Source organism: Mesorhizobium sp. B2-7-1 (assembly GCF_006440735.1).
Taxonomy (GTDB): domain Bacteria; phylum Pseudomonadota; class Alphaproteobacteria; order Rhizobiales; family Rhizobiaceae; genus Mesorhizobium.
Genome location: NZ_VFUA01000034.1, coordinates 1 through 14542, shown reverse-complemented (window position 1 = coordinate 14542; position 14542 = coordinate 1). Strand labels below are relative to the sequence as shown.

Annotated in this window: 11 protein-coding genes and 3 pseudogenes; 5 read left to right on the top strand and 9 right to left on the bottom strand. The window is 59.6% G+C overall.

Going from position 1 to position 14542, the window contains the following annotated elements:
- Positions 1-122: 122 nt before the first annotated feature.
- The 4 genes from FJ471_RS15150 to zigA all read right to left on the bottom strand — a co-directional run bounded on the left by FJ471_RS15150 (position 123) and on the right by zigA (position 4026).
- The gene (locus tag FJ471_RS15150; RefSeq protein ID WP_246684736.1) at positions 123-980 is read right to left on the bottom strand and encodes a zinc ABC transporter substrate-binding protein; all 858 of its coding nucleotides are present in this window, start codon (positions 978-980) and stop codon (positions 123-125) included.
- A gap of 73 nt (positions 981-1053) precedes the next feature.
- A complete protein-coding gene (locus tag FJ471_RS15145) occupies positions 1054-1923 on the bottom strand; it encodes a metal ABC transporter permease (protein WP_140804298.1) in 870 nt (289 codons plus the stop codon).
- Positions 1920-2675, bottom strand: a complete 756-nt coding sequence (locus FJ471_RS15140) for a metal ABC transporter ATP-binding protein (protein WP_246684737.1) — start codon at positions 2673-2675, stop codon at positions 1920-1922. Before FJ471_RS15140 ends, FJ471_RS15145 begins: the two co-directional genes overlap by 4 nt.
- Positions 2676-2811: 136 nt before the next feature.
- Positions 2812-4026: a zinc metallochaperone GTPase ZigA gene (zigA, locus tag FJ471_RS15135; RefSeq protein WP_140804294.1), complete on the bottom strand. Its 1215-nt coding sequence runs from the start codon at positions 4024-4026 to the stop codon at positions 2812-2814.
- Positions 4027-4152: 126 nt separating this feature from the next.
- Here zigA and FJ471_RS15130 point away from each other — a divergent pair, with 126 nt between their 5' ends.
- From FJ471_RS15130 to FJ471_RS15120, 3 genes are all read left to right on the top strand, one after another.
- Positions 4153-4599 carry a Fur family transcriptional regulator gene (locus FJ471_RS15130; protein ID WP_140804292.1) on the top strand — a complete coding sequence of 149 codons (447 nt, stop codon included), beginning with the start codon at positions 4153-4155 and terminating at the stop codon, positions 4597-4599.
- 55 nt (positions 4600-4654) lie between these two features.
- Positions 4655-5626 (top strand): GTP-binding protein, encoded by a 972-nt coding sequence (locus tag FJ471_RS15125; protein WP_140804290.1) that lies wholly within the window; start codon positions 4655-4657, stop codon positions 5624-5626.
- Between the two features lie 101 nt (positions 5627-5727).
- Entirely contained in the window at positions 5728-5940 is a 213-nt protein-coding gene (locus tag FJ471_RS15120) for a hypothetical protein (protein ID WP_140804288.1), read from the top strand.
- Between the two features lie 103 nt (positions 5941-6043).
- Here the strand turns inward: FJ471_RS15120 and FJ471_RS15115 are convergent, their stop codons facing one another.
- The 3 genes and pseudogenes from FJ471_RS15115 to FJ471_RS15105 form a co-directional block, all read right to left on the bottom strand.
- The gene (locus FJ471_RS15115) at positions 6044-6829 is read right to left on the bottom strand and encodes a hypothetical protein (RefSeq protein ID WP_140804286.1); all 786 of its coding nucleotides are present in this window, start codon (positions 6827-6829) and stop codon (positions 6044-6046) included.
- Positions 6819-7301 (bottom strand): annotated as a pseudogene (locus FJ471_RS15110) (HupE/UreJ family protein); the annotation flags it as partial. The pseudogene FJ471_RS15110 and the gene FJ471_RS15115, both read right to left, overlap by 11 nt.
- A 1097-nt stretch (positions 7302-8398) precedes the next feature.
- Positions 8399-8992, bottom strand: a pseudogene (locus tag FJ471_RS15105) (tyrosine-type recombinase/integrase); the annotation flags it as partial.
- 1000 nt (positions 8993-9992) lie between these two features.
- Here FJ471_RS15105 and FJ471_RS15100 point away from each other — a divergent pair.
- Positions 9993-10214 carry a hypothetical protein gene (locus FJ471_RS15100; RefSeq protein ID WP_246684735.1) on the top strand — a complete coding sequence of 74 codons (222 nt, stop codon included), beginning with the start codon at positions 9993-9995 and terminating at the stop codon, positions 10212-10214.
- Between the two features lie 66 nt (positions 10215-10280).
- Here the strand turns inward: FJ471_RS15100 and FJ471_RS15095 are convergent, their stop codons facing one another.
- Positions 10281-11654 carry an HlyD family type I secretion periplasmic adaptor subunit gene (locus tag FJ471_RS15095; protein ID WP_140804282.1) on the bottom strand — a complete coding sequence of 458 codons (1374 nt, stop codon included), beginning with the start codon at positions 11652-11654 and terminating at the stop codon, positions 10281-10283.
- The gene (locus FJ471_RS15090; RefSeq protein WP_140804377.1) at positions 11647-13401 is read right to left on the bottom strand and encodes a type I secretion system permease/ATPase; all 1755 of its coding nucleotides are present in this window, start codon (positions 13399-13401) and stop codon (positions 11647-11649) included. Before FJ471_RS15090 ends, FJ471_RS15095 begins: the two co-directional genes overlap by 8 nt.
- 403 nt (positions 13402-13804) lie before the next feature.
- Between FJ471_RS15090 and FJ471_RS15085 the strand changes: the two are divergent.
- A pseudogene (locus tag FJ471_RS15085) lies at positions 13805-14542 on the top strand (calcium-binding protein); the annotation flags it as partial.

The following is a 14542-nucleotide window of genomic DNA, read 5'->3' as shown; positions in this document are numbered from 1 at the left end:
CCGGCCACCTGCTGCGATCGACGGACGAACTATCCGCAACAGACCCGGATGACCGATAGGTTCGGCACAAAACCAAGGCCCGTGCGGGACAAGGGTTGACCGCCTGTCCCGCAGGATGCGTGCTACTGCTGCGCCATCGTCTGCTTCGCCATGGCATTAGCGAGTTGGTCTACGTTGTACTTGAACATCTTGGCATATGTTGGCGCCGGCCCTTCGGCCTTCGACAGCGCCTCAACATAGAGCTCACCACCGGGTTGTGCGTTGGTCGCGCTGGCGATCTGCCGGACAAGCCGCGGATCATTGGAATTCTCGAAGAAGTAAGCCTTCACATTCTCCTTCTTGATCTGGTCGATCAGCTTCGCGACGTCGCCGGCCGATGCTTCAGCTTCAGTTGAGAACCCAAGCGGCGCCAGGAAGGTTACATCGTATTCGCGCCCGAAGTACCCGAAGGCGTCGTGGCTGGTCAGCACCTTGCGAGCCCCTTGTGGGAGCGCATCGATCTTGGCGTGAGCATAGGTGTCGAGTTCTCGCAGTTCTTTGATGTAGCGCTCGGCATTCGCTTTGAAATGGATGGCATCTTCTGGATCGGCCGCGGAAAGCGCCTTCTCGATGTTGTCGACCCAGAAGACCACATTGAGCGGGCTGTTCCAGACATGCGGGTCGGTGATCGTGGCGCCGTCTTCTTCCATTGTGCGTTTGTCGATGCCCTCGGAGGCAACCACGGGCGTTCCTGTATAGCCCGAACTGCTGATCAGGCGATCCATCCAGCCTTCGAGCCCTTCGCCGCTGACAAAGACGACATTGGCGGCCTTCAGGTTCCTGGCGTCGTCCGGCGTGGGTTCGTACTCATGCGGGTCGCCGTCCGTAGGAACGATGGTCTTGACCTCTACGCTATCTCCGCCGACTTCATGGACGACATCGGCAAGCACGGTGAAGCTCGCCACGACCTGTAGCGTCTTGGCCGACGCTCCTGCGGCCATGGCAAGAACGGCTAAAGCCGCCAGGCCTATCGTGGTGTTGAGTCTCAGTCTGTTCATGATGGATCTCCTTTGATCAGCCCGTCAGGTGAGGGCGGGGAAATAGACGCCGCACGGCTCCCGACGGGGCGGCGAGCAGCGAAACGCCATAGAAGAGGCTGGCGGTCAGGATGATGCACGGCCCCGACGCATAGCCGAGATGGAAAGAGGCGATCAGCCCTACGAAGCCAGCGACGGCGGCGGTCAAGGCGGCGACCACAAACATAGCCGGCGCGGTGTGTGTCCAAAGGCGGGCGATGGCTGCCGGCAGCATCATCAGACCGACAGCCATAAGCGTGCCCAGCGCCTGGAAACCGGCAACCAGGTTCAGCACGACCAGAAAGAGAAAGTTCAGGTGGTGGAGCGAGCCATGCCCACCGACTGCCCGCAAGAATCCTGGATCGAAGCACTCGACGATCAGCGGCCGATAGACGATCGCAAGGATGAGCAGGGTCAGCGAAGCTATGCTTGCGACCAGATAAAGCGCCGGAGCATCAATCGCCAGAATGGTCCCAAAAAGCACGTGCAGAAGATCGCGGCTGGAGCCACGCAACGAGACAATCAGCACCCCGGCGGCGAGCGAGGTGAGATAGAAGGTGGCAAAGCTGGCGTCCTCGCGCAGGGAGGTGGTGCGGCTGACGATGCCGGAAAGGATGGCAACGGCAAGGCCCGCGATCAAGCCGCCGACGCCCATGGCCGTGAGGGAGAAGCCGGCAAAGAGAAATCCAATCGCCGCGCCTGGAAGGACTGCATGGCTGAGCGAATCGCCGACAAGGCTCATCCGCCGAAGCATCAGAAGCACGCCGACTGGTCCTGAACCAAGCCCGAGGCAAAAGCAGGCGACAAGCGCGCGGCGCATGAAGCCGTATTCCACGAACGGTGCAATCAGGAACTCGTGCAGGCTCATGCTGCGTTCTCGTGCGGGCTCGCGCAAACCTGCGCTGCCTCGTCCCAATTTTCCGCCATGGCGCGTGCCTTGAGCAGGTTCTGCGCCGTCATCACCGAGGCGGTCGGTCCCCAGCCGATTGGCTCGCGCGCAATCAGCAGCGTTTGCGGAAAATGTGCCCGGACCTGCTCGAAATCATGCAGGACGGCGATGATCGTTCGGCCATCACGATGCCAGCGAAGCAATACATCCATGAGGTCACGGGTCGTGCGAGCGTCGATGGCCGTGAACGGCTCGTCGAGCAGCAAAACCTTGGCGTCCTGGAGCAGCAGGCGTGCAAACAAAATCCTCTGGAACTGCCCGGCCGAGAGGGAGCCTATATGCCGTCGTTCGAAACCTTCGAGTCCAACCGCTGAAAGAGCCTTGCGGGCCTTCATTGCGATGCCCGCGGTGATACCGCGAAAGGCACCTGTCTGATGCCAGGCGCCGAGCATGACCGTATCCGCAACGGTGAGAGGAAAGCTTCGGTCGATCTCGGCGGCCTGTGGAAGATAGCCAAGGTCACGCAACCCGAGGCCGCCGAGATCGATATGACCTTCGGCGATGGGAAGCTGCCTCATGAGCGCCTTGACCAGCGTAGACTTGCCGGCGCCGTTCGGCCCCGTGATCGCCGTCATGCTTCCAGGCGCGAACCAACCGGAAAGGTGATGGACCGCGGGATGCCGGTCATAGGCAACCGTAACGTCCGAAAGACGGATGGGGGAATCGGTCACGGCAGCGAAACCGCCCACGCAACCATCAGCCAAAGCGCTATTACAATAACGCATACGACCCCCAAACGCTCGAGGACTGACCAGACGAGAAACGATCGGACCAACAGGCCGCGCCGCTTTTGCGAGGGTGCCTGGCTCATGCCGCTTCTCTTACCCAGAGCGGAAACGGGTCGGGGAGGTTTTTCCACTGGTCTGGCAAGAATGTATCGGTGTCCAAAAGACACGAATCGAGTTCGGCACGTATCCGAATTTCGTTCATCGGGTGCACCCCAATGATTACGATCTCCTGTCGGCGATCACCCCATATCGGATCGAAATAGGATCGCATGGACTCGCGCCATTCATCATGCTCGGGCCATTCCCCCTGCGGAACAGCCGACCACCAAAGGCCCCGTTTCTCAGTGCGGACCAGCGCGCCCGCCTGGCTGATCTCTCCGACATGGTGCGGTCGTGTGGCCAGCCAGAAGAAGCCCTTCGCCCGCACGACTCCCGGCCATTCGCGGTCTATGAAAGCCTTGAAGCGTGCAGGGACGAAGGGTCGGCGTGCCCGATAGACAAACGAGCGGACGCCGTATTCTTCAGTTTCCGGAACGTGGTCCTTGAAATTATTCAATTCCTTGAACCAAAGCGGATGCTCCTGCGCCTTTTCGAAATCAAAGAGACCGGTATCGAGAATGGAGCCAAGCGGCGCCGCACCAAAGTCGGTCTCGACGATGCGCGCGTCCGGATTGAGCGCACGCAGGATCTTCCGGGCGGAATCAAGGTCCGACCTGCTCGCCGTCGAGATCTTGTTCAGCACGATGACGTCGGCGAATTCGATCTGGTCGACGAGAAGGTCGACGAGTGCCCGATTGTCGGTATCGCCAAGCGACTCTCCGCGATCCCTGAGGAAATAGCTCGACCCATAGTCCTTGAGCAAATTGGCCGCGTCGACCACGGTTACCATCGCATCGAGGCGCGCAACGTCCGAAAGGCTCCCTCCTTCCTCGTCGCGGAACTCGAAGGTGGAGGCAACGGGAAGAGGCTCGGAGATGCCTGTCGATTCGATCAAGAGGTTGTCGAAACGGTCCTGTTCGGCAAGCGCGCGCACTTCCTTGAGGAGGTCATCGCGCAGCGTGCAGCAAATGCAGCCATTGGTCATTTCCACCAGTTGCTCGTTGGCCCGCGACAGGTTTCCACCATCGCGAACGAGAGCGGCATCGATGTTGACCTCGCTCATATCGTTGACGATGACAGCGACGCGCCGCCCTTCCCGATTGTTGAGAATGTGATTGAGAAGCGTGGTCTTTCCGGCTCCGAGGAAGCCGGAAAGGACCGTGACAGGTAATCTTCGCCGTGCTGCGATCGGCATGACGTTTCTCCAGGCTTGGCTTGACGAGAGCATTCCGGAACGTTGAGGTTGACGGACGGATACGTTATGTTATTACGTACGTCAACAAAGAATCGTTACGTTATCTCATAACGAATGTGACCCGCTATGCTTCGTCGATCATATGGGCAAACCGCGACGGTGGGGCAGATACCCGAGCTAACGAGGAACCAAAAGCTGGTGTTGGAGGTCATCTCCCATGCCCGGAAGCCGGTCAGCGCGTATGACATCCTCGATGAAATCAGGCCGCAAGGCATCCGGTCGCCAGTGCAGGTCTATCGGGCGGTCAAGAAACTCATCCAGGATGGTACCGTCCACAAAATCGAGAGCCTGAATGCGTTCGTGCTATGCGCCGGCCCGCATGCCCATGGTCGGGGGACAGCAATTCTGGCGATTTGCGAACGATGCGGCCGGGTCACGGAGTTCTGCGACGACATCATCGATCGCCGGCTTGCCGAAGGGGCGCGGCGCCAGAGTTTTAAAATTTCGGCTGTGAGCCTCGAACTTAGCGGGCTATGCGCTGACTGCCTTTTCGAAGCGAACGCAACCCTTTGAACGGCAGATTCCAAATTCTCTGAGAATCCAGATCATCATTTGGAAGGAAAGATTGATGTCAATGCCTGCCGAGCGCACTCCAGTAACCGTGCTTACCGGTTATCTTGGATCCGGGAAAACCACGCTGCTCAACCGCATCCTGACCGAGAAGCATGGCAAGAAGTACGCCGTGATCGTCAATGAATTCGGCGAAGTCGGCATAGACAACGATCTGATCGTCGATGCCGACGAGGAGGTCTTCGAGATGAACAACGGATGTATCTGCTGCACGGTTCGTGGCGATCTGATCCGCATCATCGAAGGTCTGATGCGCAGACGCGACCGGTTCGACGCGATCCTCGTGGAAACCACCGGCCTCGCCGATCCCGCGCCGGTCGCGCAGACGTTCTTCGTCGATGAGGATGTGCGCACAAAGACCAGGCTGGACGCCATCATCACCGTTGTCGATGCCAAACACCTCCTAGGCGAGCTAGACAAAGCGCATGAGGCTCAGGAACAGCTCGCCTTCGCCGATATCGTTCTCCTTAACAAGACCGACCTCGTTTCAGCCGAAGAGCAGAAACAGGTTGAGGAGCGCATCCGCCGCATCAACCCCACCGCAGCGATCCATGGCACGGAGCGCTGCGGTATCGATCTCGAAAAGATTCTAGAGCGGAACGCCTTTGACCTCGATCGGATTCTCGAGGTTGAGCCGGATTTTCTCGACGTGTTTCACGAGCACGAACACGACGATCACGTGACGAGTTTTTCGTTGGTGACGAAGGACCCGCTCGACTCTCAAAAGTTCATGCCATGGATCGGGATGATCACGCAGCACTTCGGAATGGACATTCTGCGCATGAAGGGCATCCTCGCATTCAAGGAAGACAATGACCGCTTCGTCGTGCAAGCTGTCCACATGCTGCTGGAGGGCGATCATCAGCGGCCTTGGAAGGAAGACGAAGAGCGCGTCAGCCGTCTGGTGTTCATTGGCCGTAACCTGCGCAAGGACATCATCGAAGACGGCTTTCTGGCGTGCCGTGCATGATACCATTCTTCAATCCGCTGGCGCCTCGCAGCAGAACGGTTCCTCCCTCTTCGTCGAGAATCAAGGATTGGGTGAGAGCCCATATCGGTTGGTCCGAAGATATGACCATTTCGGTGAATGAAATCATCTGCCGCGATCAGGGATGCCCGGACGTCGAGACGGTCATCGGCATCATAGTGGCAAACATGCCGACCCGGTCCATCCGCATTTTGAAGCCCATAGAGAATGTGCGCGAAACGGATGTGGCTCATGCGCTGGAAAATACCGGGCCCCGATCGGCCGTTCAGGAAAAGCGAAGGGATAGGAGAGGCTGAGGTATTCGGGCTCATTCCCCCGCCAAACCGTTGGCGGCGGACCCTCAGAAATGCCATGCAAGGACGGTCGACCGAAATTCCCCGGCAACCTCACAGCGCTTGTTCACGGAAGGGATGGCCTTGCAGCGTTCCGTGAACGGTCGCCTTGCCGATTGATGCCCGGAAACGGTGTTTCAAAGCGGTTTGCTCCGCCTTCGGTGAACGACGCCGGCGGAGGCGGTGGCGCAAGCACCGGAGGCTTGGAGGCTATTGCCGCGCCGCCAAGAAGAAGGCCAATCGCAATCAGCCAGCTGCCAAGGATGCGCGCGGCAATCGGAAACCAGCCGTGCCAGAAGGCGTGCCCGCTGAGACCAATGGCAGCCAGGATCCACAAACCGATAAGCGTGGCGACCATCGAAATTGCGGGATCATGCAAGGTGGGGTCGGTCAGCGTTGTGGCGACACCGAGCATCGCGCCGATCAACATGGCGCCAACGGGAAGAATCCATCGTCTGACGCGGGCAGGCAGGATCAACAGCAGGCCGGCCGTGAGCGCCGAAACTGGCCCGGTCAGGAAAAGGTGCGTTGTCACCCCGGGGACGTCCGCCATGATGGCGAGATACCGATCACGAAAGGCAATTCCGAGCACGACGCCCAGGAGAAATGTTGCCAGTGCGGCAGCCACGTGGCGTCCGCGCGCCAGTGCGATCGCCACACCCAATCCGGCAAGCGGCATGACCCGTTCTGCGGAAAGGCCACTGTTGAGAATCCACCATGTCGTCACCGACCGCTCGGATCGCGTCTCCAATAGGAGAGCGCAGATCGAGGCAATCCCGAGGAATGCCAGCAGGGGGCCGGACCAGCGCAGAGCCCCCGGCGTTGTTCGCTCGGTGTCCTTCTCAAGTGACAAGGAAATAGACGCCTCCAACCGCGATCAGCCCGCCCAGCGCTTGCGATAGCCGTCCGCCGAACGGCTTGCCTAGAACAAGCCCGACCCCGATGCCAAGAAGATGGATCAAGCCGGTGGCGATGACAAACCCGATTGCGTAGTCGGCTGGATCGGCTGCGTTCGGAAGCTCCGCACCGTGAGCATATCCATGACAGATCGCAAACACTGCGATCAACAGCAAGGCCATCCATTCCGCCGGCCGCCAGGCGCATGCAATGGCCAGTCCTAGCGCGATGATCGAAAGCGCGATTCCGATCTCCACGCCGGGTAGAGGGATTCCCGCAATGCCGGCGATGCCGCCGAGAACCATGATCAGCGGGAAGGCAACAGGCAGCGTCCATATTGATCGTCCGCCGATCTGAGCACCCCATAGGCCGACGGCGAACATCGCCAGAAAATGATCGGGGCCGGTCAACGGATGCTCGAACCCGCTGCCGAACCCCCCAGATCAAGACTGAATTATGTGAGCCTGGACCGCCGTCGGCATGGATATGAGTACACAACTGACGACCAAGAGAGAGACGAAGACACGCCCTGGCCGAAAGGCATCGGTTTGCCTAAAGTTCGGTTGATGCGCCGCGACGGTCTGCTGTCTAGGCAATAGTCACCCCCACCCAAGATCAATAGTTCCGGAGAGAACTCTTTCGATGGTTCTAGCGATAGAGTGTGCGAGACCCATTAGCAATTTCAACAGTGGGCGGCACCGTGATGCGTATCGTGCCCGCCGGTCTATCGCGAAGCGCTGTGAGCTTGGCGATCTCGCCATCGCATTCGCCTCGACGCGCTGCCTCCTCCTGGCCGAAGGCCGTCTTCGATGGAGATGCTGGCCTGCCGTGCCAATGCCCCGAAACAGTCGCTCATCTCATTGTAAAGTCACCAGCCGTTGCGGTGAGCGTTTAGCGACACAACTTTAGATGCATGGCAAAGGTTTTTGGGAGAATCCGCGCGCTCGGTACGGCGGTGACGGCAGCCGTTGCCATCTCGCTCGGCGCCGAAGCAGGTGCGAAGGTGCTTGAGCTGCCGGCGACCGCGCCCACACCACAGATCCGGCCAGACGAGTCGCTCGACGAGGGGCTCGCCTCAAGGCAATCGCCTGTGCCGAGCCCGCGGCCGGAGGCGGCGCCTCATCCGACAGCGTAGGCCCACTGGCGCCAATTCCTGCCGCGCAGGCACCGCTGCCCCGCCCAACCGTGCCAGCCGAAAAAATGTGTCTGAATGCATCGACGAATTGCAGGCGCTTGGCGTCGACTTCTCCAAGCAAGCGCCAATCACCGACCCGATCAGCTGCTCGGTGCAGAACCCGGTCAACATGGCTCCGAAGGGCCCGTATGCTCGCAAAGGTTTATGCGTCACGGGACCATGCGGAACTATACGGGAAGAATTCGGATTTTGACCCACGAAAAAGTCAATGAAATCAGGGACTTTCTTACGCCCTCCGGGCCCACCACTATCGTTATTTATCAAGGCTTTATAGGGTGGTTCGCCACGAGGTTCGCCAATAGGTTCGCCAAGCATCGGCTTGCGCGTCACGAGACGCACGACCCATCCCTTGGACTGCCGCCGTACCTGCGATGCCTCGCGCGAATAGAGTTCTGCATGATCGATGTCGTCGTGACCGAGCACGTCCATGAGCTGCCTGGTCGAAGCCTCTGCCTCGGCCAGACAAACACCGAGAGACTTCCTTAAGCCATGGAGGGTCAGGCCCTTCGGCATGCCGGCAAGCTTGCACCAATGCGCCATCATTCCAGTCAGCGACTTGGCGGAGAAAGGCTCTCCATAGCCGTTGACCAGGACAGTCTCGCCGCGCCTGTCGGCCGCATCTAGAATCTCAGACAGCATCGGTGTGATCGGCACGAAGAGCCGTTTGCCACCAGTTCGTCCCTTGTTCTTGGCCTGAACGATATCAAACCCATCGAAGTGACGCTCGATGCCATCGATGAACACACGACGAGTGATTCTCTGATCCCAGCGCAGGCGCGCGACGTCGCCGCGGCGGTTGCCGAGCCAAAGTGCCAACCCGTAGCAGGTGCGCGCCGCGGTGCCGAACTGCCAACGCTTTTCAAATAGCAAAGACCTTGGGCACGATGGAGAACGATCGCGCTTGATACACGGTTTGCCAACCATACTCTCACGCTGGACGGCGCAATGTTGGATGCTGTGACGGTGAGCGGCCCGGCAGCCGCCGTCGGGTGTGCGGCCAGCGATTGCCGGGCCTGACCGGGCAGTTGTGAGTCCAGCCGGCTGACAGCATCATATCAGCAACATCTAATGCTTCATCCTGCGAATAGGGGAAAGCCACGCAAGCGACACGCGGCTTGAGCTTGTTAGCCCGGCATGGGCCGAGGCGTTCCAAACTTTGCACGATATCGCAATTGCCGAAATGGCTTTCAGCAAGCTCCAAAATACCTGACCATCTCGGTCTTGATGGAGCCCGCAAGCGGGTCGTGGCAGCTCGTCCGAGTGGAGGTTCCGCAATCAGCACGCCCTCGCGTCCCGCCGGCGGCTGGTTCAAACGTCCTTCGTTCGAAGGGCTATTATTTTAGCATAAGCTGATATGACAAATATCAGCCGGCGCCCTGTATCTAGTCCGTGCCCCGCCGGTCAGGCCCGGCTCGTGGGCACCCCCCGCTTTCGAGCCGGGCCGCTCGGTCGTCGACCTGGTATCGTTTCGGCGCTATCGGTTTGGGCGGTCTTCGCGCACGATGTTGTAGAGAAGAAGCCCCGCCATCAAAGACACGACAGCGCCTACCATGTCGTGGCCCGTCAGCCCCGAAAAATACACGAACGCAAATGCCAACTCGGCCATGGTCCACCCGGGAACGCGATGCCTCCTGAGAAAACCCCTAGAGCAAGCCGATGTTCCTGACGTCAGCGCCAACACAGGCAACGGCCCCGCGTTTCTGGAGACTAAGACGCGCGAAGGCGGGGAGTGGTGGCCGCGACCTGCGGAGGGGGCAGTGTCGGGAATCACCTAGGTTAAAGCAGAGCGCGCAAAGGTGGCGCAATGTACATTGCCTTGCCACCCTCAGGCGAGGTGAGACCCGGCCGTCTCAAACACATGGTCCGGTCGGGTCTCTTGGGAGGACACTTATAGGCCTAGACGCGCGCATTCAGAATGTTCTGCATGGCCGATTCATTTTGGGGGGACGCAATGGCTTTGTCCAATCGCCTGTTCGACCAGGATCTGACCTTCCAATGTCCCCGCTGTCACGTCCTGCTGGTCAAGAAAGGCTCCTGGATCAAGAGCATTACGAGCTTCAAGTGCGAGCGATGCCAAGAAACGGTTCGGCTGCCCTACGGTGACAAGCTCGCCATTTTCGAACGGCATCTGCGACTGGCGGGATGATTTAATCCGATCGCCGGGTGCCGCCTTGCAGGCCTTCGGAGGCGCCGAATTGGACTCTATATTTGCCTACCGGAAAGCGCGTGACATCTGGTCGGTGAGCGGCTTCAACAGATAAGACCAGACACTGCGCCGGCCTGTGCTTATGTGAACCTCGGCCGGCATGCCGGGCTTGAGCACCTTCGCGTCCCTCAGGCAACCCGTCCTGTTCTCGACGCTGATGCGTGCCGAGAAATAGGGCGCTTGGCGCTGCGGGTCCTTGATCAGGTCTGCGGAAATCCACTTCACCGCGCCCTGGCAGGCGGGTGTCGTACCGGCATCGAAGGCCGGGAAACGGATCGAGACCGGTTGACCTGACCGAATGTCATCTACCCGCGCCGGAGGAATGAGCGCGTCCACGACCAGATTGTCCGCATCGGGGACAACTGTCATCAGCAGTTCCCCGGGAGCGATTACACCGCCAATCGTGTGGACGGAGGATTGCTGTATCGTTCCCGATTGCGGGGCGCGGATTTCAGTTTTGGTCAGCTCGTCCTGAGCCACTATCTTGCGTTCGTCGAGCTCGGTCCGCTTGGCTTCCGTTTCGCGGAGCTCCTTCGTCACTTCGCTTCGCCTTTGTTCGTCAAGCTGCAGAACCTGCAGCTCGGTTTCGGTGATCTTGACTTGGGCTTCCGCGACGGCCGCCGCCAGCCGCCCGGATTCGCCTTTGGCCCTTGTCGCGTCCAACCTGACGTTGCTGAGTCTCTCTTTCGAAACCAGCTTCTTGGAGTAGAGAGAATCCACATCGGTGAGATCGCGGCCCAGCAAAGCAGCGGATTCGTCCATCGCGGCCTGCTGGGCCTTCAGTCCTTCGAGCTGACGCTCAATCTGCTCGGTTTGGCTCCGCAGCAGCGTTTTTTGACCAGCCAGTTCCGACGCTCGCGTCTGGAGCAAGGCGCGCTCGCCATCGACCAGGGCCGCCACGCCCGGCTTGTCCATCTCCGCCTGAAGAGCAGCTGGAAGCTGCATTGTCGTCAGCCCCTGACGCTCCGCCTCCAGTCGGGCGAGCCGTGCTGTGGCGCGATCGAAATCCTCGCTTATGATCTCAAGGTTTGCCCGCGCCAGCGTATCGTCCAGCCTGAGCAACACGTCTCCGACCCGAACATGATCGCCATCCTGCGCAAGGATGTCGCTGATCGTGCCGCCGGCCTGGTGCTGCACCTTTTTGGTGTTGCTTTCGACCACGACGGTCGCGGGTGCGATCACAGCGCCCGCTATCTGGGTCAAGCCGAGCCACAGCCCTCCGCCAACGACCAGCAAGCAAGTCACCATCAGCCCGAGCGCCAGGCTAGGTCCGAGGTTGCCGGGGGGCGTGAGCACTTTCGTGCCCGTAGAGCGCACACCAGCGTCGAACCGGCTGTACCATGGCAGGAACGCAAAAACGCGAGGCAGAACATCACGCATGTCCGCTCACGCCCCTTTGGATGGGAATCACCGGGGAGGGGCGGTGCGTGGCGGAAGAGGGTGGTCGTGCGATGCTCGCCAACACCTCCTCGCGAGAGCCAAAGGTGCGAACCATGCCGTTGGACATCACCAGAACCTGATCGATGTTGGTGAGAGCGGACGGACGGTGTGCAACGACAACAACGATACCTCCGCGCTGGCGGACGGCCAGAATTGCGCCAGCAAGCGCGGCGTCGCCTTCGACATCGAGATTTGAGTTTGGCTCGTCCAGGACAACGAGAAACGGCTCGCCATAGAGCGCCCTGGCAAGCCCGATCAATTGTCTCTGGCCTGCCGACAAGGCCCTGCCTCCCTCGCCGATACGAGTTTGAAAACCTTCCGGCAGATGCATGATCATCGAGTAGACGCCTGCGGCCCTGGCGGCCGCGAGCACACCCTTGGAATCGCTCTTGCCGCCGAACCGGGAGATGTTGTCCGCTACCGTCCCGTCAAAAAGTTCAACATCCTGCGGCAGATAGCCGATATGAGCGCCGAGCGAGTGCGGGTTCCACTGATCAAGAGGGGCGTCGTCCAACCTTACGTTGCCGTTGAGCGGTCTCCAGGCCCCGACCAAGGCCCGCACCAGCGTCGTCTTCCCGGAACCGCTCGGGCCGACGATGGCCATGCCCGCGCCGCGCGACAGCTGAAAACTTACGTCGAGCACGGTTGGCTTTCGCGCGCCGGGCGGCGCTACCGTCAACGTCTCGACGGTCAGCCGCGTTTGCGGCCGGGGCAGTTCCAAAGGCTCGATCGGGTTTTCGAACGAGTCCAACATGGCCTTGAGTTGGAAATAGCTATGCCGTGTCGCCAGAAAGCCTTTCCAATTTGCGATCGCCGCATCGACCGGAGCAAGCGCGCGGCCCAGCAATATCGATGATGCGATGATCACGCCGGGGGACGCTTCGCCCCCGATGACTAGGTACGCGCCGAGGCCCAGCACTGAAGACTGCAGCGCCATCCTCAGCGCTTTCGACAATGAGCTGGTCCCTCCTATGATGTCGGAGAGCCGCTCCTGATGCGCCAGATAGCCATGAACGATGTCGCTCCAGCGCCTCGCCAGCCTGGGAGAGAGGCCCATCGCCTGGATGACCTCGGCGTTGCGACGGCCGGACTCGGCCAGCGCGCGCTGCGAGATCATGGCTTCGGATGTCAGTCTGGCAGGCCTGCGGCCGAAGATTTCCGCGACTGCGGTTAGCGCCACCACCGCAAGAGCGCCGATCGTGGCCAGCACGCCGAGCGAGGGGTGCAACATATAGATGATTAGCAGATAGAAAGGGATCCAGGGTGCATCGAAGATGACTGTCGGCCCGGATCCCGCAAGAAAGCCACGCAGGTGGTCGAGGTCCCGCAACGGATCGAGCCGGTCTGCTTCCCGACCTGCCTTGAGCGGCAAAAGCACCGAAATGGCGAATGCCCTTTGATGCAGGTTTCTGTAGAGCCGGCTGGAAATACGGACCAACAGGCGAAGCCGAATGAAGTCGAGCAGTCCGTAAGCGGCATAGAGGCCCAACATTCCAATCGTCAACCCGACGAGGGTCGGAACACTCTGCGAGGGCAGCACCCGGTCATAGACCTGGAGCATATAGAGAGACCCGGTCAGCGCCAGGAGGTTCGTCACCGCGGAAAAGAGCCCGACGCCAAACAAGCCCTGGGCGCAGTCCGACATCGCGATCCGTAAAAGGGAGGAGAATTCTTGCTTGGTCTTCATTGCCATCCGATTTCACGCGGATAACCGCGCGGCTTTGTTGACGCTGCCCGAGATGAGAAACCTTGATTGCATGGATATGCAGGTCCGAGCGATTACCGGACGTGAGGCGTCGCTAATGCAGCCTACTTTAACCCAAATGAAGCGAAATCGTGGCTCTGTCCCAAAATGGGGCAGTAAATCGGTGAAAAGCGGGGATAACGTTAGGAGAAAGCTTCGTGATAACTCGATTGACGAAGCGAGATTGCACTGAAAACATTGAGCTTTTCTTCGAGGGTGCCAAGGAAGATGCGGAACTTGATCACTTATTTTGACCGGCGAAATCGGTATGTGATTTCTGTCTAATATAGCTTTCGTCTAGGCAAACGGTGCAGGGGGCGTTGCCGAATTACAAGAAGGAACAAGCATGGCAACTCTGCACTATGCGTCTGGCGGTTCGGCCGCCGCGGTTGCGACCGCTGGATTCAACCTCGTCGACGTTCAATACCTTTCCCAAGTGAATGAACTCACCGACGGAATGAAGGCGCTGGTCTATCTGGGCGCCCATGACGGCGTCACCCAGTCTTTCATCGATCAGGTCACCCCTTTTCTCAACAATCCGAAGGTGTTCGGGTTCTATCTCATGGATGAGCCGGACCCTACGGGCAAATGGGGAACCTATGCCAGCGCGGCAACTTTGAAGGCCGAATCCGACTGGATACACTCACACTTCCCAGGCGCGAAAACCTTCATCACGATGATGAACATGGGGTCTTCGACCAATCCGGATTTCACCAACACCTATAATCCCGCAAATACCGGTATCGACTATTATGGTGTCGATCCCTATCCGGTGCGCACCGGCACAACCACCGTCGACTACGACATGATCGACAGAGCCGTGGCCGCGGCCGTGAAATCCGGCATCCCGACCGATAAGATTGTTCCTATCTATCAGGCTTTCGGCGGCGGCGGCTGGATGACCGACACGGGCGGAAAACATGTCATGCCTACGGCGACTCAGGAGCAGGTCATGGTCGATCACTGGTCCAAGCTCGTTCCGTCGCCCGCGTTCGACTATGTGTATGCCTGGGGCTCGCAGAATGGCGACACTGCGCTCGAAAATTCGCCGGAACTGCAGGCTTTCTTCCGGCAGCACAATGCC

What these genes read in the sequence shown, in the direction of transcription:
- FJ471_RS15150 (WP_246684736.1), bottom strand. Translation starts at nt 980, where the DNA reads ATGGCCGCAGGAGCGTCGGCCAAGACGCTACAGGTCGTGGCGAGCTTC.
- FJ471_RS15145 (WP_140804298.1), bottom strand. Translation starts at nt 1,923, where the DNA reads ATGAGCCTGCACGAGTTCCTGATTGCACCGTTCGTGGAATACGGCTTC.
- zigA (WP_140804294.1), bottom strand. Translation starts at nt 4,026, where the DNA reads ATGCCGATCGCAGCACGGCGAAGATTACCTGTCACGGTCCTTTCCGGC.
- FJ471_RS15130 (WP_140804292.1), top strand. Translation starts at nt 4,153, where the DNA reads ATGCTTCGTCGATCATATGGGCAAACCGCGACGGTGGGGCAGATACCC.
- FJ471_RS15125 (WP_140804290.1), top strand. Translation starts at nt 4,655, where the DNA reads ATGTCAATGCCTGCCGAGCGCACTCCAGTAACCGTGCTTACCGGTTAT.
- FJ471_RS15120 (WP_140804288.1), top strand. Translation starts at nt 5,728, where the DNA reads ATGACCATTTCGGTGAATGAAATCATCTGCCGCGATCAGGGATGCCCG.
- FJ471_RS15100 (WP_246684735.1), top strand. Translation starts at nt 9,993, where the DNA reads ATGGCCGATTCATTTTGGGGGGACGCAATGGCTTTGTCCAATCGCCTG.
- FJ471_RS15095 (WP_140804282.1), bottom strand. Translation starts at nt 11,654, where the DNA reads ATGCGTGATGTTCTGCCTCGCGTTTTTGCGTTCCTGCCATGGTACAGC.
- FJ471_RS15090 (WP_140804377.1), bottom strand. Translation starts at nt 13,401, where the DNA reads ATGAAGACCAAGCAAGAATTCTCCTCCCTTTTACGGATCGCGATGTCG.